Below are 23,048 nucleotides of genomic sequence, written 5' to 3'. Positions count from 1 at the left end.
TATCGAATGGATAGATGACTTCGGTATCTATCCATATCAATGTCGTCTCATTAGGCAAATATGTTTTATGTCTCAACCATTATTTAAGAAAGTTGCATTTATTGGGCTTGGACTGATTGGGTCGAGTCTTGCTCGTGTGATTGTGGCAGAACAACTTGCAGCTCAAATTGTAGCTTCAACACGCTCAAAAAAAACATTAGAAGATGCTAAGGCACTCGGTCTTATTCAACACGGTTATGCAACACCAGAAGAAGCCGTTCAGGATGCAGATTTAATTGTTTTAGCATTACCTGTGCGTGCGACACAAAAAGTGCTGGAACAGATCAAGCCTTATCTTGCAGACAATGTGATTATTACCGATGTAGGTAGTACCAAAGGTAATGTGGTTGAAGCCGCTAAAGCTGTATTTGGTGAAGATTTACCTTTCGGTTTTGTACCAGGCCATCCGATTGCAGGTGCAGAGCATACTGGGGTGCATGCTGGTAAAGTTGATTTATTCGTCAATCATAAAGTGATTTTGACACCACTTCCGACCAGTGCAGATTGGGCGGTTGAAAAACTGATTCAACTTTGGTCTGCTGCAAAAGCAGAAGTGATTTGTATGGATGTCACCAAACACGATGAAGTATTGGCACATACCAGCCATTTACCGCATTTGATGGCATTCAATCTGGTCGAGCAACTGGCAAATCGTGAAGATAATTTAGATATTTTTCGCTATGCTGCAGGAGGTTTTCGTGACTTCTCGCGTATTGCCGCCAGTGACCCACAGATGTGGCATGATATTTTCTTTGCCAATAAAACCGCAATTTTAAATGCTGTTGATGGCTTTGAACAGCAATTGTCCGTTTTAAAGAAATTGATTGAACAGGAAGATTCACACGCGTTGATGGGGCTGCTCGGGCATGCTCAAGCAGCACGTCAGCACTTTAACCATATGTTGGCCAAAAAACCTTTGATGGAGAAAAACAAGGTGACACAGCAATTTACCATTTTACCGGGAAAGAAAACATTTACAGGTAAATTCACCGTACCGGGTGACAAATCTGTGTCACATCGCTCAATCATGTTTGGTGCGATTGCAGAAGGCACAACACATGTAACAGGCTTCTTGGAAGGTGAAGATGCACTCGCAACTTTACAGGCTTTCCGTGATATGGGTGTGAGCATCGAAGGACCGAAGAATGGTGAAGTCACTATTCATGGCGTGGGCATGCAAGGTTTAAAAGCGCCAGCAAGCGCGTTGTATATGGGTAACTCAGGCACCAGTATGCGTTTGCTATCTGGCATGTTGTCTGCGCAAAAATTTGACTCTGTAATGACTGGCGATGCGTCATTGTCTAAGCGTCCAATGGAACGTATTGCCAAGCCACTTCGTGAAATGGGTGCTCAAATCCAAACCACTGGTGAGAAAGGCACACCTCCAGTCAGCATTACAGGTAGCCAAGCCCTTAAAGGGATTCAATACGATTTACCAATGGCATCAGCTCAAGTGAAATCAGGCATTTTATTGGCGGGTTTATGGGCTGCGGGTGAAACTTCAGTGACTGAGCCAGAACCAACACGCGACCATACTGAACGTATGTTGCGTGCTTTTGGTTATGATGTGAAAACTGAAGGCAATAAAATTTCGCTTGTGGGTGGTGGTAAATTAGTTGGTACGGATATCCAAGTACCATCTGATATTTCATCTGCTGCATTCTTTATGGTCGGTGCTGCGATTACTGAAGGTGCAGATGTGGTCCTTGAAGCGGTTGGGATCAATCCAACGCGTACAGGCGTGATCGAAATCTTGAAGCAAATGGGTGCTGACTTAACCGTAGAAAATGAACGTATTGCAGGCGGTGAACCTATTGCAGATATTCATATCAAAGGTTCTAGAACACTCAAAGGCATTCATATGCCAGAAGACCAAGTACCATTAGCAATTGATGAATTCCCAGCATTGTTCATTGCTGCTGCATGTGCAGAAGGCCAAACGGTTCTAACAGGTGCGGCTGAGCTACGTGTTAAAGAGTCTGACCGCATTCAAGTAATGGCAGATGGTTTAAAAACCATGGGTATTGATTGTACCCCAACTGACGATGGCATCATCATTGAAGGTAAGGGCAAGTCTGGTGATTGGTCAGCCATTTTCACTGGTGGTGAAATTGAGTCACATCATGACCACCGTATTGCCATGAGTTTCAGTATGGCTGGTTTACGTACTTCGGGTAACATCACCATTCATGGTACAGAAACTGTGGCAACCAGTTTCCCAACCTTCACAGAACTTGCAAATACAGCAGGTTTGGATTTACAGGTTGTGAATCCATAAGCTGATCTGAAAAGGCAGTGTTTAGCTTGATTAATTAAGTTAAATGCTGCTTTTTTTATAAGCATATTCATAAAAACAATTGGCTAAACATAAGGCGAAAACGCTTAAATAATAAAAATGCTGAGTTTGTAGATGTACATATCTAATCGGGTCTAAATTTATCAATTTAGCAATAGAACTAAGACAATCAGCTAATCTATTAAAGACAATTGTATATATAATAATTCTTACCGTTCGCGTCGGATTTACTCTGTGATCCAGAGTTAAAACATAAAAATAGAGGGAATAGCATGAAAACGTTGCAATTTATAGCAGATTGCCCAAAACATGGGGTGGTTGATCATCCACCGAATGAATGCTATATCACGCAAGAGTACGTGGCTGCATTGCTATATAAACAATTAGAACAATATGGCTTTGATGCACAGCATATTCGTCATGAGCATGAAAAAATTGAAGTGCGTATCGACAATCACCAGTTACCACTTTCAATCTTATGCTCGCAGCAAGATACAGAAGGACATATTCTCTGTGAAATCTCAGCCAACCCACAGCAAGAACAAGCTTGGTTTGAACGTATTGAGACACAAAGTATTATCCGCCAATTAGCTCAGGCTGTCGAAAATAGCTTAAAAGCGGAACATAGTTTTTCCCAATTTGTATGGAAAAGCTAAGTCAATTTTGAGCATTAAATCTTAATTGAAGTGATTTAACATCATTGCCGTTTGGGTGTATGGTGTATATTGGTTTAAACACTTTATTTGAGAGTATAGGTGCATGATACAGGTCGATTTTTCTAAATTATCACCCCAAGTGGTTTGGCAACATTTTGAGACCTTATGTACGATTCCTCGACCATCCAAACATGAACAACAACTCAGACAACATTTAAAAGATTGGGCGGAACAGCGCAACCTAGAAACCTATGTTGATGACATTGGTAATTTAATTATTCGAAAAGCTGCTACAGCAGGTAAGGAACACGTTGCAGGAGTGATTTTGCAGGGACACTTAGACATGGTGACTCAGGCAAACCGTGGCACGCAACATGATTTCTTTAAAGATCCAATTCAACCTCTATTAAAAGACGGCTGGCTGATTGCTGAAAATACCACACTAGGTGCAGACAATGGCATTGGAGTTGCACTCGCGCTTGCTGTATTAGAATCTAGCGATATCGCCCACGGACCGATTGAAGTTCTTCTCACCATTGATGAAGAAGCAGGAATGAGTGGTGCTCGTTTGCTTGAGTCGGGTGTGTTAACTGGTCAGTGGCTTTTTAATATCGATACCGAAGAATGGGGCGAGTTGTATCTTGGCTGTGCAGGTAGTATTGATCTGGAAGTACGACAATCACCTGAATATGAAACAGCACCTGCAAATTTGATTTATGTAGATGTGCTGGTATCAGGTTTAAAAGGCGGCCATTCAGGGGTTGATATTCATTTAGGTCGCGGTAATGCCAATGTAATTTTAGCCAATTTCCTCAATGATTATTTGACACAATCCAATGGTCGATTGGTTGAATTTGTCGGTGGAACAGCACGAAATGCCATCCCACGTGAAGCTGTGGCAACCATTGCAATTAAAATAGATCAATTGACTGGTCTAGAAAAAGCCGTCGCAGCAACACAGGTTGAATGGCAACAAAAGCTACAGGGCGTTGATGATCAGTTGCAAATAACCGTACAGCAAAATGCTAATCAGATAAATGAAGTTATGACATTGCAGCAGCAACACGCTTGGTTGCTAGCATTGGCAACGTGTCCATACGGCATTGCACAGTGGAGCCGTGCTTTAGCTGATGTGGTTGAGACTTCGAATAATATTGGTGTGGTCAAATTGACTAAAGATGAAGCCAAAACTCTGATTATGGTTCGTTCGATGGTGAACCAAGAAGCAGTGACATTTGCACATAACATTCAACAGCACTTTGCCAATTTCCAGATTCAATCTGAATTAACGCCGTTGGTATCAGGTTGGACACCGAATCCAGATTCAGCTGCATTGAAATGCCTACAACAGGCTTATCAGAGTGCATTTGAAATTGAACCGAACTTGAAAGTGATTCATGCGGGCTTGGAATGCGGCATTATTGCGGAGCATTATCCTGATTTACAGATGGTATCGTTTGGCCCTGATATTCAGGGTGCACATGCACCGGGTGAACGGGTTAAAGTCGATACTGTAGAGAAATGTTGGAAATTATTGGTAACAGCACTAGAGTCTATAAAGTAAATTTTTATAAAAAGAAGCTCATGAATGGGCTTCTTTTACTTTAACAGTGACCTGAAATAGCGTTTTATCCAACTCGATAAATTCAATCTCACAATCAATAAATTTTTCAATCATCGCTGCCTGAGTACGGGTATGTTCGCTAATACATAGTGCGGTAAACTCACCGCCTTGACCTAATGCTAAAGGCAATAACAACTGATCTGCTAAATATTCATCTATTGCAGCATTAGATTTTATATATTGCTTCACTTGTTCAGCCAAATGATTGGCAATTTGTTCTGCGCTTTTTCGCATTTCACCTAAAGCGGTAAATAGTTGAATGTGATGCATGTATGCAACTTTGACATACATCGTATTACCCTGACTAATCCCATTTAAATGGAATTGCTGTTGAGTATCTAAATTCAGTCTTTTATTTAAAGTCGCTAATTCCCTCTGTGCAATTTGTGCTTCTTCGGAAAGGTTTAATACTGCAGCATAAGCCTCAGTGCTTTGCAAAGTGCCACGATCTAATAAGCTTAGCTTATTTCGATGTTGCCATGGCTGAATCATGATTTGAATTTCACCAGCACCAATCGGAAAGAAGCCTGCTTTATTTAACTTAAATTCGACCTCTATTCCAAGTTTTTCTAATGCGGGCAAAAAGCAATGCTCGATAAAATCTGCTGTTGGGGCAAGTGGGTTATGGGTACCACCAGAAATTGTGAGTTCACTGGCTTCATCTTGCAATAACAAAGCAGGTAATAGGGTTTGTAAAACCAGTGTTGTGCTTCCTGCCGAACCAATTTGGAACTGGTATTTTCCACTTTGTACATGCTGTGGTGCGAAGTACAAACGCTGGCTATGGAGCTCAGCACCTTCCACATAGGCTTGGCTAATCTGTTGAGATGCTTGTACACAGACCAAATGTTGACGCATTAAGCCTGGTTTTTTTCGCCCAGCACGAATGTTGATTAATTCAAATGCCTGACCTGTAATCATCGAAAGGGCAAGGGCAGTTCTTAAAATTTGTCCACCACCTTCACCTTGTGAGCCATCAATCTGGATGGTTGCTGGCATATTTGCCAAAGCTTTATTCACGTCTATTTTCCTTGTTTTCTAATTTAATGAACATACTGTCAGTACATGGTAATGCGAAGTAACACGTGACTTTGCTTTTAACAAAGGTTTACGAGGTACATGGTGCTGAGCCTAATCTGTGAAGATTCATGCACGGCTCACATGCTGCCGTAGCCGCCTGAATTATTTTCAATCCCTCAAGCGGATGCAGGATCTTGTACTCGCCCAGTATGTCCAAACTGTGATTGTGAATTAAATTCACAAAATCTGTTGTCTATTCGACTAAATCAATCTGCCAATTGGCAGCCTGAATCTTGATATTTAAATCACGTAGTTTCGCGCTGATATCATCGGCTTGTTTTTGCAAGCTAGAAACAGGGATAACCTTCTTCCATTTAATCTCTCGTGAACTATAACGATCAGACTCACGATGGGTATTGGCAATCGCATCAACCAGAATCTTATGCTGTTCAGCATAACTATCACGCAAGCTTAGTAGGGACAGCAGAATTTTTCCATCTTCCAACTTGGCTTGCGCATTGGTCAAATGAATACGACAAATCAACTGATTACTTTCTTGGGTTAAAGCAAATACCTGTTTGATTAGTTCATTTGGATCTTCACTCGGTTCATCACCATCTTGCACCAATACATTGGCGTTGATCCGTTGTTTTAATGAAGCGAGCTTTTTTTGTTGATCGCTTCGAAGTAAAAGTGCTTCTGCGAGTTTCATATTTATCCTTGATATGTATATACCATTCTTGAGTTTTCTATAAATACAAATTGATCTTGAGTAATGTCCTTGAAATTCAAGTTGATATCATGAATGGTATCGATATCTTCATTAATACTGCCTTGAGTCCAAGAAACTATAATTTCAAAACTAATTTTTTGCTTTACAAGCTGATTGAAAATTTCATAAGCAATATGAGTTGCCCTAATGGCTTGTTTATTTTCATTAAGCCACGTGATAGGTGAAATAAATCCTAGAGCAAGTGGTAAAATTCGAAAATGACAGCTACATGATTTTTCATTTGGAAAACCAGCAATATACCAACGATTATTAAATTTCATTTCATTGATTTCAGGAACATAGTCAGGTAACTGTTGTGTGAAGGAAATATCTTCACACTTGAAATAACCTAGATCAATCCATCTATTCGTGCTGATTAATAAAACATGACACATAGAAATTTCCGTATATTAACCCTTAACACAAACCACTTGTCTTAATGTATACACCACTTCAACCAAATCCTGTTGTGCTTTCATCACATCTTCAATCGGTTTATAAGCTGATGGAATCTCATCAATCACAGCAGCATCTTTACGGCATTCCACACCTTCAGTCTGCGCAATCTGATCTTCCACGGTAAAACGTCGTTTTGCTTCAGCGCGGCTCATTACGCGTCCTGCACCATGCGAACATGAACAGAACGATTCCTGATTTCCAAGCCCGCGAACAATAAAGGACTTGGCACCCATTGACCCTGGGATAATTCCATATTCCCCCAAACGTGCACGAACAGCGCCTTTGCGGGTCACCATCACTTCTTCGCCGTAATGTTCTTCCTTTTCTACGTAATTATGGTGGCAATTTACGGCTTCTAATCGTGCTTGGAACGGCTTGGGAATAATCGTTGCTAAGGCTTTAATGGCAGATTGCATCATGATTTCACGATTTTTCATCGCGAAACGTTGTGCCCAACCCACAGCAAACCAGTAATCATCAAAATGTTCTGTTCCTTCGACTAAATAAGCCAAATCTTTATTGGGTAAATTAATAAAATGCTTCTGCATATCTTTACGCGCCAGTTCGATAAAATGATTACCGATGGCATTACCCACACCGCGAGAACCTGAGTGCAACATGATCCAAACATGATCATGTTCATCCAAACAAACTTCTACGAAGTGATTTCCTGTACCTAGTGTACCTAGCTGTTTTCGGTTATTGGTGTTTTTTAGGCGAGGGTGCTTCGCACAGATTAACTCAAAATCTGCAACTAAATCAGCCCAAGCTTGATCTACCATTTCAGGTGGTGTTTCCCAAGAACCTTTATCTCGTCCACGTTTGGTCATTCCGTGTGGAATCAAGCGCTCCAGTTCAGTACGTAAAGCATATAGGTTATCAGGTAAATCAGAAGCGGTTAAGCTGGTACGAGTCGCCATCATTCCGCACCCAATATCGACACCGACCGCAGCAGGGATAATTGCACCTCTGGTTGGAATCACGCTTCCGATGGTTGCACCTAAACCAAAGTGAACATCTGGCATCACTGCCATCCATTTATAAATAAAGGGCATTTGTGCTGTTTGTAGTAATTGTTGCTTTGAGTTGTCGTCAACAAGTACACCATTGGTCCACATTTTTACTGGCATACTCGTTTCATCTTTTAGAACTAGATAAGCACGTTGTTGCTGTTCTTGTTCAAATTTAGCTTGTTGGTTGATTTGTTCAACGACAGACATTTTCATTTTCCTTTCAAAGCCTGCCTGCCAAGCGTTTGCAGGCAGGTGATATTCACAAGATCCCAATGATATTGTGTGCTTATACTATTGCAGTGAGTGTGCCAACTTTTTAAAAATCGACCTATGTAATGTTAATATATTGATAATTAATAAAAATAAGATTTTAATTGTATTGGGTTGAGATGTGTTGGTTTTCTTTCTGCATGGAATTTGTATTTAATTAGATATAGAAATATCTTAAAAGATATTTTTTTAATTTTCACATATTTGCTTTTCCAAGCAAATTTTAGCTCGCTTGCAATTTTTAATTATCAGGTATTGTTGAGTGCAGGGTCGAAGAAAGAAATCCTGATTTCTATTTGATAGCCAGCTTTGTCTTTTCTCATGGGTGTTTCATATCGCTACTCTAGCAAATAGATGGGGCGCTGTTTGATATTTTTCAGATGAAAATCTGTTGTTTAATCTGCATGTAAGTATGTCTTTGTTTGTTTAAGGTCATGCTATAAACATAACAAAACATAAATAAATTGCTAAATCTTATAGATCTTTTTCGTTATCTACTTACGATTATTTTATTTGTTGCAGGGGTATTTTGTCTTGTGCAGTTCTTGTTGCAAGATTTTACTCTTATGCTTCTCGCACTAAGTTTAGTTTGTTTTTTATTTGGTTATTGGGTGAAACCGAAACGAGAGGGGCATCAGCGTCGAAATGATGTTTGGGATTGGTTCGATTTGATTGATACTTCTATTGAAGTGGTGTATCGAATTATTACTTTACCATTTCGCCTATTACGAAGAATATTTGATTTCTTTTCGCCTGATATTCCATAAAGAGGGTGAATCTCAATCAACAAGGAGGATAAACACTTTTTCCTTAGCTGCCTTATCTATGAAAATAGATATACAACTACGCACGATTTTGCTATGTAGTGCTTATCGCATTTGATTGAGATTAAAGATGATCATCACAACAAAAATAATGAGACTTTCCTTAAAAAGGATTAGAGATTTGAACTCTATGCTTTCGCATTCACCATGTAGTCCCATTGGCATTTGTGATGAAGCGACATAAACAAAATTATCTAAGACTTAAATCATATGCCTTAATTTAGACGACTGCATACACTGTAGATGCAGGTGAGAGTGGTTACTCACATTTATGGGGTAGGATGTAGTCCTAAAAGCATTTTATGCCGTACCACAAAAAAATATGCAAACAATTAATCGCCAAGACAACTCTTCCACTGCGTTTCCCTTTCCGCCATTGATCGAGGTCGATCAAGATGGACTCGAACCATCAAGTTATTGCTAACGGTGAACCCCTTATTGTAGTACTGACTGCATTTTGCATAGACCAGTAAACAAAAATGATAAGACCTTTTATACATGGCTCTATCCAATTGAGCTACAAACTGATTTTCATCAATTTGAAGGGACTTGAACCCTCAACAAATGTAGTCCTATTTGCATTTTACTGGTTGGTTGTAATAACAAGGTGTAATGAAACGTTTTATCTACAGGATGTAGTTCCATCTGCATTTGTGCAATTTTTATTATAGGGTAACAAATTGAATTTAGAAACAAAAACATTGGAAAGATGTAGTTCCTAAAGCATTTACCCTATTTACAGACCTGACGAATCAAGTCGGTAATTTGCTTTGTTCAATTTCATTGATCCAGTGATCAGCGTGCATTTTACCCTGCGAAAATAAATCAATCAGCGTAAATACATGGTCACTAAAACCACCAATATTCATCACATCAGTACGTTCAGGTACTTGAGTGTGCGTATATGGCTGTAAATCTACGCAGACCAATTTTGCTTCTGGACAGCGTTGTTTTAAAATATCCCATTCATACAACATGCCTGTTTTATGGCGTGTGCGTAACTGGTCAGCCCAAGACTCATTGTCTGAAAAATAAATCATCAAATCGACAGGTGTCTGATCTCGATTGAGTCGATTTAATGGAATGCTACAATCCGTTCCACCGCCACCAAGCGCAGCAAATTGTTTGGCGACTTCAAAAATAGAGCGTGTTTTACCACCTGTAAAAACCTGTTTTAATCGACCAAATAAGCTTGTTTGATCAGATTCATTTTCCGCAATATTCAATGAATGAAGTTGTGTATCAAACGGCATAATTTGAATGTCAGGATTTACTTGCTTTAACGCACAAGCAAATAACGATGCCACATCGACACAACGTAAAGTTGATGTTGCGCCTTTACGATAGCCTGTCACGGGGCTTGCCATTGAACCTGAGACATCAATCGCAACAACCACGCGACCAGTGAGGCGAGGCACATTTTGCAAAGCGGCTTGCATCACTTGTTCCAAAGATTGCCGTAGAACTTGAGGGACAGCATCATCCAATGCAGACCAAGTTGTCATTAATTGATAGGGCAAAACTCGGCTTTTGCGAATCATATCCTGATCTTGTAATTTATTTGCAATGATTTCATCCATGCCTTCGATTTGAAATACACCATGACGAGCGAAAGTATTCAAGTTCATTCTTAACATCTGCCAACCTCCATTTTTAGCAATCTCAGCCCATTGCTGTGCTGAAAGCTGTAAATTGGTGAGAAGTTGCATTGGCAAGTCGGGAACATCATGGCTTAAACCTTGACGGAATTTTTCTAAGGCTTGAACTTTGGCTGGCAACTGCTCAAGCTCGTATTTTTTATCGAGCACATAAGCAAAGAACGCCTCCTGAGTTGCATCTTTAGGTTTTGGATGAGTCATTTTTAATACATCTGCTAAAGAAGGCTGATTGCCAATATTGGCTGCCAACAATTGATTTTCATTGGCATTGATCAACCATTGATTGATCATTTTCTTTGGCAAGCTGCCCAAAGATTTGCGTTGTATTACCCCTGAACGCATGATTTGTACAAAATTACGCAACTGTTTGCCATTATCAATCACCAATGGAAATACTGTTTTAAATAAGCTTTGATCACGTTGTGATAAAATTGCTAATAATAAAACAGGCATGTCTTTCATGTGGTTATTTTGGCGAGTGTAAACTGCCGTTTTAGCAATAAATTCTGCATCAATATCTTGTGCTAGTGCCAATACCTGATCCAATTGCATTTGTGCGGTTTGATAAAACGTATGATTCAACGTGCCTGTAGCAGCAAGCTGAGCTAAGGCTTGACGGTGATTTAATTGAAATGCACGACCGCCAGCTTCATTACTGATCAATTGTTTTTTAGTTGCCTGAGAGGCAAAAATTGTCTGGTTTACCATGACTCATCCTCTATAAAATTCAAGTTGTTGTCTCTTGGATGTGTTATTGCAGAGAGTGTGCCAATATTCTTGTTTTTATTTTAAATTTTTATAAGATATTGATAATTATTTAAAATAAAATAATTGATATTTTTTATTAGAAAAAGTTAGTGGATTTTAATATGTAAAATATATCTAAATAGATATAAAAGTATTAAGAAAGATATGTGATCTATGTGTTCGTTTTAGTAATAGATCACATGGGGGAATTCATGATGGTGAAACGATTTTTATAAGTTGACCTGTCTCATCTAAGCTAAATTGATCAAAATCATGAGCCAAGTAAAAGCTGCCTTGATAGAACTGTCGGACTTCTTCAGTGATGGCTTGTTGTCCAGAGCTGTCTTGATGGCGTGGGCTAAAGTGCGTCAGGACTAGATTGCTTAGATCTTGTTGTTGAGCAAATTCTGCAACCATCTTTGCTGAACTATGCATTGGGCCTGACCCCACTTTATCTAAAATGGCTTGGGTGTAGGTGCTTTCATGAATCAAGAGCTGGGCATCTTGGCAAGCTTGTGCCAATAACTCAGGACGATCATTATCTCCACCGACAATTACATGTGCACGTTGCGTTTGGATTTGAATAAAATCAACCGCTTTTAAGGTTTGCTCATTAAACTGGACGTCTAAGCCTTGCTGTAAATCGCCCCAAACTTTGCCTTTTGCTACGCCGAGTTGAATTAAGGCCTGTGTATCTAATTTCTTTTGGATGTATTGCGCAATAATACTAAATGCAAAACTGGGTACCCGATGACTGAGTGGGTGGGCTTGAATCGAAAGTTCATCTGTTATTTGTAGTATTTGAGTGGCTTCATTCACATCAATAAAATTAAGCGGGTAGGGTAAATGCAGATCGGTTAACTGAGCTGTGGCTTCAATCCATTGTTGAATTTCTTTGGGAGCAATAATGGTTAAAGGTGTTGTGCGGGCATTCATACCTGCACTGGCTAATAAGCCGACCAATCCATAACAATGATCACCATGTACATGGGTAATACAGATGGCAACTAAGCTTTGTAATGAAAGTTTGGCCTGTTGAATGCGATGCTGTGTACCTTCGCCTGCATCAACCAATATCCAGTCTTTATTCTTACTATTACGAATCGCTAAAGCTGAAACGTTGCGTGTGAGTGTGGGTACACCAGAAGATGTGCCTAAAAAAGTAAAATGAAGCATATTGTTGGTATTTTTCATTGAATTGCGTATTGTATATGATAGATATATATAAAATATTATAGAAATTATGGCGAATGCAAAAAAAACTGTTGTAATTGGCTTTGTGGGTTCTACTTTAGATCAAGGGAAGCGTCCTGAACGTTGGCAGCGTTGGCGTCCAACGCTAAGTCTTCTGATGCATGAAGATCTGATTGTGGATGAACTGGTGTTATTGCATGATCGGCAACATCATAATTTAGTCAAATTTATTGCTGAAGATGCGCAGGATGTGTCGCCATCGACTACCGTGTCGGGGCAGCGAGTGAGTATTCGTGATCCTTGGGATTTTGCTGAGGTCTATGGTGCTCTATATGACTTTGTGAAAAGTTATGCTTTTGATACCGAAAAAAACAACTATCTTTTGCATATCACCACAGGCACACACGTTGCTCAAATCTGCTGGTATCTCTTGGTTGATGCTAATTATTTGCCTGCCAAGCTGATTCAAAGTGCGCCAAATCAACAGAAAACGCCAGAAGGTGAATATCGCATCATTGATTTGGATTTATCTCGCTATGATGTTTTAAAGCAGCGTTTTGAAGACGAGCAACAACAAAACTGGCAACAACTTAAAGCCAATATTTCAACTCATAACCATGAATTTAATCAACTGATTACCGAGGTTGAACTGGTAGCGACACGTTCAAGTGCCCCGATTTTGATTATGGGCGCAACAGGTGTAGGTAAATCACATCTAGCCAAACAAATCTTTCAATTAAAGAAAGATAAGTTTCATTTAAGTGGGCGTTTTATTGATGTGAACTGTGCGACGCTACGTGGTGATAGTGCCATGTCGAGCTTGTTTGGTCATATCAAGGGGGCATTTACAGGAGCTGCGGCTTCACGAACAGGTTTATTAAAAAGTGCTGATCAGGGCATTTTATTTCTAGATGAAATTGGTGAGCTTGGGCTAGATGAGCAAGCGATGTTGCTTAAAGCACTTGAAGATAAATCCTTTTTTCCAGTCGGAAGTGATAAAGAGGTTCAGGCGGATTTTCAGCTGATTGCGGGGACAAATAAAGATTTAAGAACCGAAGTGCAAGCAGGGCGCTTTCGTGAAGATCTATGGGCGCGACTCAATACATGGACTTTCTTTTTGCCCAATCTTAAAGATCGTATCGAAGATATTGCACCGAATATTGAGTTCGAATTGCAACGCTTTTCGGCAAATCACCAGCGACAATTACGTTTTCAACGTGATGCACTTGATGTGTATTTGAAATTTGCCAAGTCGAAAGAAGCATCATGGCAAGGGAATTTTCGTGATTTAACCGCCAGTGTGACGCGGTTGGCGACATTATCCAGTGGTGAGTTGATCCGTTCAGAAACGGTGGAAAAGGAGATTCAGCGTTTAAAGCAACTGTGGTCGATTCAAACCACACAGGACCAATTTAAAGAAGCAGATATTTTACTCAAATATTTAGATCAAACCCAGTTGGGTGAGATCGATGAGTTTGATCAGATTCAACTGCGTGGTGTACTTCAAGTCTGCGAAAATGCCAAGTCAATGGCGGATGCTGGACGCCAACTATTTGCTGCTTCACGCCAGCAACGTAACACCACCAATGACAGCGACCGAGTCAAAAAGTATTTGGCTCGGTTTGGCTTGAGTTGGAGTGACTTTCAGTAATCATTCAGCTGGATGATTTTTCTTTATTTGGGATTGGCTGGGTAGAAACTCTAAGTTCCAAAGTTTTTCGGCATGTCGGCCAATCCACCAGAAAGATGCAGCGAGCAAGATAAAGAAAATGGCTTTGTGCATGCCATTCCAAAAGAACTCAAAATACTTGGTGTAGAGGTTAATAAATAAGAAGGTGATACCAAAACCGCGTGAGGTGGCATCGTCATGTTTTAAACCATAGACAATCGCGATGATGGCAATAAACGCGAATAGCACGCCCCAATGTAACAGCTCATATTGCTTGACGCTATACCAACTCCCTAAGTCACCATAATTGCCAAATATCGAAAGAATCCATAAGGCAATAAATAGATATAACAGGCCCATGACATAGGTTGAGTGTGCAAAATCTCTAAAATGCGCATAGCGTTTAAAGAGTAGGCTTAAGCCAATCAATACGCCACCAAACAAGACAAAACGTAAAGGGAAATTCATCCCTAAGTAATAGGCACCTCAACCTGACATATAGCCTGTTTCTGTCCCAAACCATGAACCGAGCGAAAGCAAGGAAAATACCCAAATCAGTTTAGAAGGAAACCAAAAGGCAAGTGCGGCATAAATAATGGTGGAGAGCAGGAATAACAAAGAGAAATGCCCACTGCCGGTATCAATCGCTTGCCCGAAATAGGCGACAGACGCTGCTGTAGACAACACGCCTGCAAAAATAATCGCTTCATTGCTAAATTGATGTAAGGGTTTGGTCTTGCGTCGACGATAGGCAAAGCCATAAAAGGCCGCTGCAACTGCAGCAAAAATCAGACAAGGAATAATTTTTGAATCAATAAAGATTTTTTCAATCAGCTCTATCAAGAATTTGTCGGCAGTAATTGCAGCAACCGCAATCACGGCACAAATCATGGAAATCCAGAATGAATATTTTGCCAGTCGCTCCCAATCGAAGGGGCGTATCGAAAAGCTCTGATTTAGCTCATTGGCTACATCAGGCGTAATCGTGCCGTGTTGTTGCCAATGTTCAATGGTTTGCTTTAAAAAAAGTCCCTGTTTTTTATTTAATTTCATTATTAAAGAACCCGATGTCTGTATATCTATATTGATATAACAGACATTGGATTCAAAACACGTATATTTTTCTTAGTAATTTGTTGTTAAGTCTACAGTTTTAAAAAACGAGCAATCACTTGGCGTAACTGTTTTAGATAGCCAGTAAAGAAATGATTGGCGCCTGGCAAAATCGTAATTGGATGTTTTTGTGGCTTTGCCCACGCGATCATATCTGAGAGCAGGGTAATATCATCCTGCTCACCATGTACAAATAAGATATCGCCATCAATTGCAGGAGTTGTGTAGTGGCGTAAATCAACCACCGAACCTGTAGGTAAGCCACATAATACCAATTGCTTTGGACGTAATTCATCGCTGAGTTGTGCTTGGCATTTTGCGAGAACATGAGAACCAAAACTGAAACCGCCTGCATAGAAGGTAAGTCCTGCATGTTTTGCACGGGCATATTCAATCACGGCCATAATATCATCAGTTTCGCCATGCCCTTGGTCGTGAGTACCTTCACTGCCAGCTAAACCACGGAAGCTAGGACGGTACACCACACACCCCATTTCATTAAAAATCTGAGCCAGTAGTACAGGGACTTTATGATGCGGTGTACCACCTTGCAAAGGATGTGGGTGGCAGACGACAGCAAAACCTGTGATTTCACCTTGGGGCTGATCAACAAACATTTCGATTTGACCAACAGGACCTTGGATGAATAATTGCTCAGACATAAGATATGCAATGAATAATGGAAGAATCCACTATTTTACCGATAAAACTGAACGAGAACACGAATTGGCATTAAAAATTATCAACTGTTATAGTTTCACCAAGATAAATTTATTTTGATTGATTATGCTTGCTTTAATTTCTCCTGCTAAAACACTCGATTACACCACAGCACTTCCTACAGATACACATACTCAACCTCGTTTGTTGGCGCAATCACAACAATTGATTGATGTTTGTCGCAAGCTTTCTGCGACAGAAATTGCATCGTTGATGACCGTGAGCGAGAAAATTGCCAATTTAAATGTAGAGCGTTTCCGTGACTGGAATGCAGATTTTGATTTTTCCAATGCACGTCAGGCTTTATTTGCATTTAAAGGCGATGTGTACACAGGTTTAGATGCTTATCACCTAAAAGACCAAGATATTGATTTTGCCCAACAGCATTTACGTATGCTGTCTGGTCTTTATGGTTTATTACGTCCATTAGATTTAATGATGCCGTACCGTTTGGAAATGGGCACTAAACTAAAAAATAGCCGCGGCCATAATCTATATGAATTCTGGGGCAGTATTATCACAGATCAAATTAACCAAGATTTAGCTGAAATTGATGCAAAAGTGTTGGTAAATTTGGCCTCTGACGAATATTATAAATCTGTGAATGAAAAGAAAATTCAGGCAGAAATTATCAAGCCTGTATTCTTGGATCAGAAGAACGGAAAATATAAAGTCATTAGTTTCTATGCGAAAAAAGCGCGTGGTCTAATGGCGAGATACTTGATTGAAAATAAATTAAGCCAAGTAGAACAATTAAAAGCATTTGATAGTGAAGGGTATTACTTTGATGCTGAAAGTTCATCGAATAAAGAATTGGTCTTTAAGCGAGATGAGCAACACGCAGCTTAGTTTGCCTTAGGCAGGGTGGGATGTTAACCAAAGAATATTTATTAAAACACGCAATATCGTCTGATCAAGTTTGTGTTAAAGGGCATCTGACTGAGCCTCGTAGTTATGGGGTTTATGCATTGCCTTTAGACAGAGATGGCACTCGACGATTTCGATTTGGTAATCATCCTATGCGCCAACAGGAACTAAAACATGAGTTTGGTTCCTGTACTTTGTACCAGCTTTTTTTAGAGCGGAAAGATGCAGAATCCTTAGCGAAATGGCTGAATAAAGAAATCCAATAAGGGTGAGTAATGCAGCAGTATTTGAGCTTATTAGAAAAATCATGGTTTGAGCTGCATCAGCATTATCACTTTTCTGAGCCACAGAAAGTTTTTAATAAGTTGATTGCTGCCTACAGTGAAAAGCAGCGGGCTTATCATACGCTGCAACATTTGTATGAATGTTTGGTTTTGCTTGAATCGATTCGATCTGATTTAAATGATGCGAATGCAGTTGAGTTAGCACTGTGGTTTCATGATGCGGTCTATGATCCGCAAGCAAAAGATAATGAGCTGAAAAGTGCGGAGCTGTTCGTACAGTATTTGGCTCAAGATTTATCAATTGATATTGTTCACAAGATAAAGCTATGGATTGTTGCGACGCAAAAGCATGAAGCAACGGATGAGCTAGATTTGCAATTTTTACTGGATATTGATTTGGCGATTCTAGCTGCTTCACCAGCGCGGTTTTCGGAATATGAACAACAGATTCAAAAAGAGTATTCGTGGGTTGATCTAGATATCTATTCTATTAAAAGAAAAGAAGTCCTAGCGCATTTTTATCTGACTGAACCGTTATATCAAACGGAATATTTTCAACAGAATTTTGAGCAACCTGCCAAAAGCAATTTAAAGAATATAATAGAATAAATGATTGAAATTCATTCGTTGAGTTATAAGTGAAAGATTTAACATTAGACATTGCAGAGGGGAAGCTTAATATCCGTGTGGCCGCTTGGATAGAACACGAAGATCAAATTTTAGTTTCTACATTTCCAGATGGAAGTATCTCTTTAGTTGGAGGGCGACTAAAGTTTTCGGAAACAACCCTAGAGGGGATTCAACGAGAAGTGCTAGAAGAAACGGGAGAGTATTTTAATTCACCTGTACTTTTTGCGATTGTTGAGAATTTTTTCTATGATCCTATTATCGAGCGACATTTTCACGAATTTCTTTATATTTATAAAGGTAGTATTCAAACGAAAACTTGTTATCTTCATGGTGTGACTGAGGCTCAAGTGATTTCATGGATGCCAAAGCATGAGATCAAACAACTAAAGCCAGATGTTTTACATGATCTTGCTTTACGATCGTCTGAACACGTTGTTCATCTTGTTAATCTAGAATCAAGATAAATTGTAATTGTATTAAAAAAGGGAGCTAAAAAGCTCCCTCTAATCTTTGTTTTCTTACTTAAAGAAATACCCAGTCTCAGGTGAACTCGCGTTGGCCATGCGCTTACGCGGCATACGACCCGCTAAGAATGCTTCACGACCTGCTTCAACCGCTTTTTTCATGGCAGAAGCCATCAAAATTGGATTTTGAGCAGCAGCAATTGCTGTATTCATTAGCACGCCGTCACAACCGAGTTCCATTGCAATCGCCGCATCACTGGCTGTACCAACACCTGCATCCACTAAAACAGGGACTTTGGCATTTTCTTTGATGATGGAAATGGTATGTGGATTCAAAATACCAAGACCAGAACCAATCAAGCTACCTAAAGGCATGATCGCAACACAGCCCATGCTTTCAAGTTCTTGCGCAACAATCGGGTCATCTGAGGTGTAAACCATGATTTCAAAACCATCATCAATCAAGGTTTGGGCTGCTTTAAGCGTTGCGGTGACATTTGGGTATAAAGTTTTTTCATCACCGAGCACTTCCAATTTCACCAGATTGTGACCATCAAGCAGTTCACGTGCCAGCATACAGGTACGAATCGCGCTATCTGCATCGAAGCAACCTGCGGTATTCGGCAGAATCGTGTATTTCTCAGGTGGAATCACTGAAAGCAAATTCGGCTGATCGGCATGCTGTCCGATATTTACGCGACGAATTGCCACGGTAACAATTTCGGCACCACTGGCTTGAATAGCTAAATCAGTTTCATTGAGATCTTTATATTTACCAGTTCCGACCAATAAGCGAGATTGGAATGTACGTGAACCAATAATTAAAGGGGAATCTTGCATGGGCTTACTCCATTTTTAGCCGATTAGCCGCCACCAACAGCTTGAATAATTTCAATACGATCTTCAGGAGCAATAGCAGTTTGCTCAAGTCTACTTTTCGGAATAATCTGTTGGTTCTTCTCTACAGCGAAGCGTTTGCCTTCAAGCGCTAAGCTTTGAATCAATTGCTGTAGGTTTTCACAAGGCGTGTCGAGTGACTTGCCGTTTAAATAGATGTGCATGATCAATCCTTATTTCGCATGTTTAATTGCTTGCCATGCGAGTAGCACCCAACCTGCAATCATAAATGCACCACCAATTGGCGTGATTGCACCTAAGATTCGAGGTAAACCAAGCGCCATAATGTACAACGAACCGCAGAAAAAGATGATACCAATTTGCATCAAAATAAAAGGAATTTTTATTGGGAAAGTTGGTGTGGTTTTATGGAGTACACCTAAAATCAGTAAGCCAAGCGCATGGTAGAAAAAGTATTGAGTTGCTGTACCCCACCAAGCCAGTTGCTCGGGTGTTGCAAACGATTTGAGGCCATGTGCGCCGAAAGCACCTAACATGACTGCAAGCGCAAGATTAAGCGCAGAAATTGCTATCCACATAATGAGAATGGAACTAGAGATTTGATGAACAAAGTTAACATATTCGGGTGCTTAAACAAAGCTAGATAAAACAAAAGGGCATTGCAGCCCTTATGTTTATGTTTGATTTTAACTCGCAGACATTGCGGTTTTTATTTTTTCCATCGCATTCTTTTCAAGCTGGCGAATACGTTCTGCTGAAACGTTATATTCTGCAGCAAGTTCATGCAACGTTGATTTGTCATCATCTAACCAACGACGTTGTAAAATATTACGTGAGCGATCATCAAGCTGATCCATTGCCTCATGCAAAGCAGAGGTACTTTGCTGTTCGTAATCTTCTTCTTCAACTAAACGCGCGGGATCGTAACGATTATCTTCTAAATAAAGCGAAGGTGCAGTGTGAGGCGTGTCATCATCATCGTCACCTTGTGCTTCAAAAGCAGCATCATAAGCGGTTAAGCGACCTTCCATTTCTAACACTTGCTCTGGTGTTACATTCAAATCATTGGCAATTGATTTTGCTTCTTCCAAAGTGAGTCGCTTGCTTGATTTTTTAAGGCTGCGCAAATTGAAGAATAATTTACGTTGTGCTTTGGTGGTCGCAATTTTGACAATACGCCAGTTACGAATTACGTATTCATGAATTTCAGCTTTGATCCAATGCACAGCAAAAGAAACTAAACGAACACCCATATTGGGATCGAAGCGTTTAACTGCTTTCATTAATCCAAGGTTACCTTCTTGAATGAGATCACCTTGTGGCAATCCGTAACCTGCATAACTACGTGCAATATGGACAACAAAGCGCAGATGCGACATTACCAATAGTTTGGCAGCATCGAGATCTTGATCATAATAATAACGTTCAGCAAGTTCTTTTTCCTGCTCGGCCGTTAAAATTGGAATTTGATTGACAGTACTGATATATGCACCAAGGTTTACGCCTGGCGCAGACAATGACAGGGGCATCAATTGATTGCTGCTGTCAGTAGTCATGGAGTCTCCTTATAGGATGGCATTTAAGTCAACAATTTCATCTTAATGCGAATGTTCTTCATCACTAAGGAAATTTGAGTATAAAAATGTAAAGTTGTCTAGTTTATCTTTAGCTAGAGTTTAGCAAAGAATCACATAGATTCAATTAAATAGTGAAATTCAGTGTCTGAAATTTTTTGAGTTAAACATTGAAGTTGCTGGATTTGGCAATATCGTGTTACATCAATTTCACTATGTGGATCAGAAGATTTCAATAGATATTGTTGTATGCCGTTGGCTTTCTTTAAAGCACGTTTCAACATCAATAGTGGCATAGGGCATGGTTGTCCTAAAGCATCAATAATGATAGGCGAGTTGTGTGTGTTGCTCATATTCATCTAAATCGATTTTTTCAAATTTATCTTAACAAATTTTTGCGTAATTTTTGAGAGAAAAATTCCATTAAAAAAACAGCTAAATTATTGAAAAAAACAGATAGAAATATCGGAAATAACTAAAAAAACTTCTATTAATTGTGATAAACCCATGATAAGCTCGATGCGTTTTAGAAAGTGTTTAATTAAATTTTATTATATTAAACTCTATAACAAATGGATGTAACCGGAAATTGTTGATAGTTTTACAGAATGATTACAAGCTTTAAAATTATAAATATTTTAAAACCTTGTTGGCTCTGCTGTTTGCAACACCGGAAGGTCCTTATCTTTCAATATCTGAGGATTGACTTATGACAGCTCGTGAACAAGGCGTAGTAAAGTGGTTTAACGACACTAAAGGCTTTGGTTTTATTCAGCGTAATGGTGGTGATGACGTATTTGTTCATTTCCGCGCAATTATGGGTGATGGCCACCGTTCTTTACGTGACGGCCAACGCGTAGAATTCAGTGTTGTTCAAGGACAAAAAGGTTTCCAGGCTGAAAACGTTCAGCCTTTAGACTAATTTGTTGCCTTAACGCAATAAAAAACGCCCCAATAAGATTGGGGCGTTTTTGTTTTTTATAGTTTATAATAGCGACTTTATTTTGCTCATTGATGGTTCGAGTGCATATATGACATCTGGTTTTGAAACCTTAAATTTACATCCGCAGTTGAAGAAAGCGATTGATGCTTTGGGTTTTACACAAATGACCCCAATTCAGCAAAAGGTTTTAAAATATACATTAGCAGGGCATGATGCCATTGGTCGAGCGCAAACGGGTACTGGGAAAACAGCTGCCTTTTTGATTAGTGTGATCAATGATCTATTAAATAATCCAGTTCAAGAGCAACGTTTTCGTGGTGAGCCACGTGCGTTAATTTTAGCACCAACACGCGAGTTGGCGTTACAGATTGAAAGTGATGCTCAGGCACTCACGAAATTTTCAAACTTGCACCTTGTTACATTGTTAGGTGGTGTAGATTTTGAAAAGCAAAAGAAAATGTTAGATCGGAACTTCGTCGATATTATTGTTGCAACACCAGGGCGTTTGATTGATTTTGTTGAACAGAAAGAAGTTTGGTTAGACAAAATTGAATTCTTAGTGATTGATGAAGCCGACCGTTTGCTTGATATGGGCTTTATTCCATCGGTTAAACGAATTGTTCGCTTTTCGCCATTTAAAGAACAACGTCAAACTTTGATGTTCTCTGCGACATTTAGCTATGATGTTTTAAATCTTGCACGCCAGTGGCTATTTGAACCTGTTACGGTAGAAATTGAGCCAGAGCAAAAAACGAATAGTGATGTAGAGCAGCGTGTATACGTCGTAGCGAAAGAAGACAAATATAAGCTGTTACAAGAAATCTTACGTGAAGAGCCAATTGATAAGGTGATGATCTTTGCGAATCGTCGAGATCAGGTTCGTCGCTTGTATGATCATTTGAAACGTGATGGTTATAAAGTTGGCATGCTATCGGGTGAAATTGCACAAGATAAGCGTTTAAAAATGTTGGACCAATTCAAGCAAGGTAAGAACAATATTATGATTGCAACAGATGTTGCTGGTCGTGGTATTCATGTGGATGGCGTTTCACATGTGATTAACTTTACCTTGCCAGAGCAGTCGGATGATTATGTGCATCGTATTGGCCGTACAGGACGTGCAGGTGCACAAGGCGTGAGTATTAGTTTCTTGTCGGAAGATGATGCGTTCTATTTGCCAGAAATTGAAAAAGCGATTGGTAAAAAATTGCCATTAACTCGTTTAGAGGGTTATTGCTAAGTCTTAAATGACTCTATTTGAGCTATGTAGGGCTTAGATATTTGTTTTGGAAAAGGTCAAATTACTTTGTGATTTGGCCTTTTTGATTATTTAGTTGGAATTACTACTCAAATT

Annotated in this window: 23 protein-coding genes and 1 pseudogene; 11 read left to right on the top strand and 13 right to left on the bottom strand. The window is 39.7% G+C overall.

Features of this window, described 5'->3' with window-relative positions:
- Positions 1–67: 67 nt before the first annotated feature.
- The 3 genes from GBI66_RS04110 (at position 68) to GBI66_RS04100 (ending at position 4,555) form a co-directional block, all read left to right on the top strand.
- Positions 68–2,317: a bifunctional prephenate dehydrogenase/3-phosphoshikimate 1-carboxyvinyltransferase gene (locus tag GBI66_RS04110; RefSeq protein ID WP_151715247.1), complete on the top strand. Its 2,250-nt coding sequence runs from the start codon at positions 68–70 to the stop codon at positions 2,315–2,317.
- Positions 2,318–2,607: 290 nt separating this feature from the next.
- A complete protein-coding gene (locus GBI66_RS04105) occupies positions 2,608–2,991 on the top strand; it encodes a hypothetical protein (RefSeq protein ID WP_004653914.1) in 384 nt (127 codons plus the stop codon).
- A gap of 103 nt (positions 2,992–3,094) precedes the next feature.
- The gene (locus tag GBI66_RS04100; RefSeq protein ID WP_151715246.1) at positions 3,095–4,555 is read left to right on the top strand and encodes an aminoacyl-histidine dipeptidase; all 1,461 of its coding nucleotides are present in this window, start codon (positions 3,095–3,097) and stop codon (positions 4,553–4,555) included.
- Positions 4,556–4,573: 18 nt separating this feature from the next.
- Here GBI66_RS04100 and rtcA read toward each other — a convergent pair whose 3' ends face one another.
- The 4 genes from rtcA to GBI66_RS04080 form a co-directional block, all read right to left on the bottom strand.
- Positions 4,574–5,635, bottom strand: coding sequence for an RNA 3'-terminal phosphate cyclase (gene rtcA / locus GBI66_RS04095; protein WP_151715245.1), 1,062 nt, complete (start codon positions 5,633–5,635; stop codon positions 4,574–4,576).
- Positions 5,636–5,888: 253 nt separating this feature from the next.
- Positions 5,889–6,347: a DIP1984 family protein gene (locus GBI66_RS04090; protein ID WP_151715244.1), complete on the bottom strand. Its 459-nt coding sequence runs from the start codon at positions 6,345–6,347 to the stop codon at positions 5,889–5,891.
- Positions 6,348–6,349: 2 nt separating this feature from the next.
- Positions 6,350–6,802: a hypothetical protein gene (locus GBI66_RS04085; protein WP_151715243.1), complete on the bottom strand. Its 453-nt coding sequence runs from the start codon at positions 6,800–6,802 to the stop codon at positions 6,350–6,352.
- Positions 6,803–6,817: 15 nt separating this feature from the next.
- A complete protein-coding gene (locus GBI66_RS04080; RefSeq protein ID WP_151715242.1) occupies positions 6,818–8,086 on the bottom strand; it encodes an RtcB family protein in 1,269 nt (422 codons plus the stop codon).
- Positions 8,087–8,625: 539 nt separating this feature from the next.
- Between GBI66_RS04080 and GBI66_RS04075 the strand changes: the two genes are divergently transcribed.
- Entirely contained in the window at positions 8,626–8,916 is a 291-nt protein-coding gene (locus tag GBI66_RS04075) for a hypothetical protein (protein ID WP_151715337.1), read from the top strand.
- Positions 8,917–9,725: 809 nt separating this feature from the next.
- Here GBI66_RS04075 and GBI66_RS04070 read toward each other — a convergent pair.
- Positions 9,726–11,339 (bottom strand): TROVE domain-containing protein, encoded by a 1,614-nt coding sequence (locus tag GBI66_RS04070; protein ID WP_151715241.1) that lies wholly within the window; start codon positions 11,337–11,339, stop codon positions 9,726–9,728.
- A gap of 249 nt (positions 11,340–11,588) precedes the next feature.
- Positions 11,589–12,554, bottom strand: coding sequence for a ribonuclease Z (locus tag GBI66_RS04065; RefSeq protein ID WP_151715336.1), 966 nt, complete (start codon positions 12,552–12,554; stop codon positions 11,589–11,591).
- Positions 12,555–12,621: 67 nt separating this feature from the next.
- Here GBI66_RS04065 and rtcR point away from each other — a divergent pair, with 67 nt between their 5' ends.
- Positions 12,622–14,223: an RNA repair transcriptional activator RtcR gene (rtcR, locus tag GBI66_RS04060; RefSeq protein ID WP_151715240.1), complete on the top strand. Its 1,602-nt coding sequence runs from the start codon at positions 12,622–12,624 to the stop codon at positions 14,221–14,223.
- Here the strand turns inward: rtcR and GBI66_RS04055 are convergent.
- A pseudogene (locus tag GBI66_RS04055) lies at positions 14,224–15,294 on the bottom strand (DUF2157 domain-containing protein).
- Between the two features lie 92 nt (positions 15,295–15,386).
- The gene (locus tag GBI66_RS04050) at positions 15,387–16,016 is read right to left on the bottom strand and encodes an alpha/beta hydrolase (protein WP_151715239.1); all 630 of its coding nucleotides are present in this window, start codon (positions 16,014–16,016) and stop codon (positions 15,387–15,389) included.
- Between the two features lie 124 nt (positions 16,017–16,140).
- On the opposite strand from GBI66_RS04050, the gene yaaA reads away from it, so the two are divergent.
- From yaaA to GBI66_RS04030, 4 genes are read left to right on the top strand one after another with little or no spacing between them, the layout of a single operon-like run.
- Positions 16,141–16,923, top strand: coding sequence for a peroxide stress protein YaaA (gene yaaA / locus GBI66_RS04045; protein WP_005204244.1), 783 nt, complete (start codon positions 16,141–16,143; stop codon positions 16,921–16,923).
- 20 nt (positions 16,924–16,943) lie between these two features.
- A complete protein-coding gene (locus tag GBI66_RS04040) occupies positions 16,944–17,207 on the top strand; it encodes a hypothetical protein (RefSeq protein WP_004639332.1) in 264 nt (87 codons plus the stop codon).
- A gap of 9 nt (positions 17,208–17,216) precedes the next feature.
- Complete coding sequence (locus tag GBI66_RS04035; protein ID WP_151715238.1) at positions 17,217–17,834, top strand: metal-dependent hydrolase; 618 nt, start codon at positions 17,217–17,219, stop codon at positions 17,832–17,834.
- A gap of 29 nt (positions 17,835–17,863) precedes the next feature.
- Positions 17,864–18,319 carry an NUDIX domain-containing protein gene (locus GBI66_RS04030; RefSeq protein WP_151715237.1) on the top strand — a complete coding sequence of 152 codons (456 nt, stop codon included), beginning with the start codon at positions 17,864–17,866 and terminating at the stop codon, positions 18,317–18,319.
- Between the two features lie 54 nt (positions 18,320–18,373).
- On the opposite strand, the gene GBI66_RS04025 is transcribed toward GBI66_RS04030, so the two are convergent.
- The 5 genes from GBI66_RS04025 to GBI66_RS04005 form a co-directional block, all read right to left on the bottom strand.
- Complete coding sequence (locus GBI66_RS04025; protein ID WP_004639328.1) at positions 18,374–19,159, bottom strand: thiazole synthase; 786 nt, start codon at positions 19,157–19,159, stop codon at positions 18,374–18,376.
- Between the two features lie 23 nt (positions 19,160–19,182).
- A complete protein-coding gene (gene thiS, locus GBI66_RS04020; RefSeq protein ID WP_151715236.1) occupies positions 19,183–19,380 on the bottom strand; it encodes a sulfur carrier protein ThiS in 198 nt (65 codons plus the stop codon).
- A 9-nt stretch (positions 19,381–19,389) separates the two neighbouring features.
- Entirely contained in the window at positions 19,390–19,755 is a 366-nt protein-coding gene (locus GBI66_RS04015; protein WP_151715235.1) for a DUF423 domain-containing protein, read from the bottom strand.
- 108 nt (positions 19,756–19,863) lie between these two features.
- Positions 19,864–20,733, bottom strand: coding sequence for an RNA polymerase sigma factor RpoH (gene rpoH / locus GBI66_RS04010; protein WP_005187919.1), 870 nt, complete (start codon positions 20,731–20,733; stop codon positions 19,864–19,866).
- Positions 20,734–20,864: 131 nt separating this feature from the next.
- Positions 20,865–21,104, bottom strand: coding sequence for a sulfurtransferase TusA family protein (locus GBI66_RS04005; protein WP_151715234.1), 240 nt, complete (start codon positions 21,102–21,104; stop codon positions 20,865–20,867).
- A 356-nt stretch (positions 21,105–21,460) separates the two neighbouring features.
- Between GBI66_RS04005 and GBI66_RS04000 the strand changes: the two genes are divergently transcribed.
- Both GBI66_RS04000 and rhlB read left to right on the top strand, forming a co-directional pair.
- The gene (locus GBI66_RS04000; RefSeq protein ID WP_004653893.1) at positions 21,461–21,673 is read left to right on the top strand and encodes a cold-shock protein; all 213 of its coding nucleotides are present in this window, start codon (positions 21,461–21,463) and stop codon (positions 21,671–21,673) included.
- Between the two features lie 109 nt (positions 21,674–21,782).
- Positions 21,783–22,934 (top strand): ATP-dependent RNA helicase RhlB, encoded by a 1,152-nt coding sequence (rhlB, locus tag GBI66_RS03995; RefSeq protein WP_005187925.1) that lies wholly within the window; start codon positions 21,783–21,785, stop codon positions 22,932–22,934.
- Positions 22,935–23,048 lie beyond the last annotated feature (114 nt).

The sequence above is a fragment of the Acinetobacter sp. TUM15071 genome (assembly GCF_008980925.1).
GTDB lineage: Bacteria > Pseudomonadota > Gammaproteobacteria > Pseudomonadales > Moraxellaceae > Acinetobacter > Acinetobacter dispersus.
Note: the sequence above shows the minus strand (reverse complement) of the source record. Positions and strands in the feature narration are given on the sequence as shown.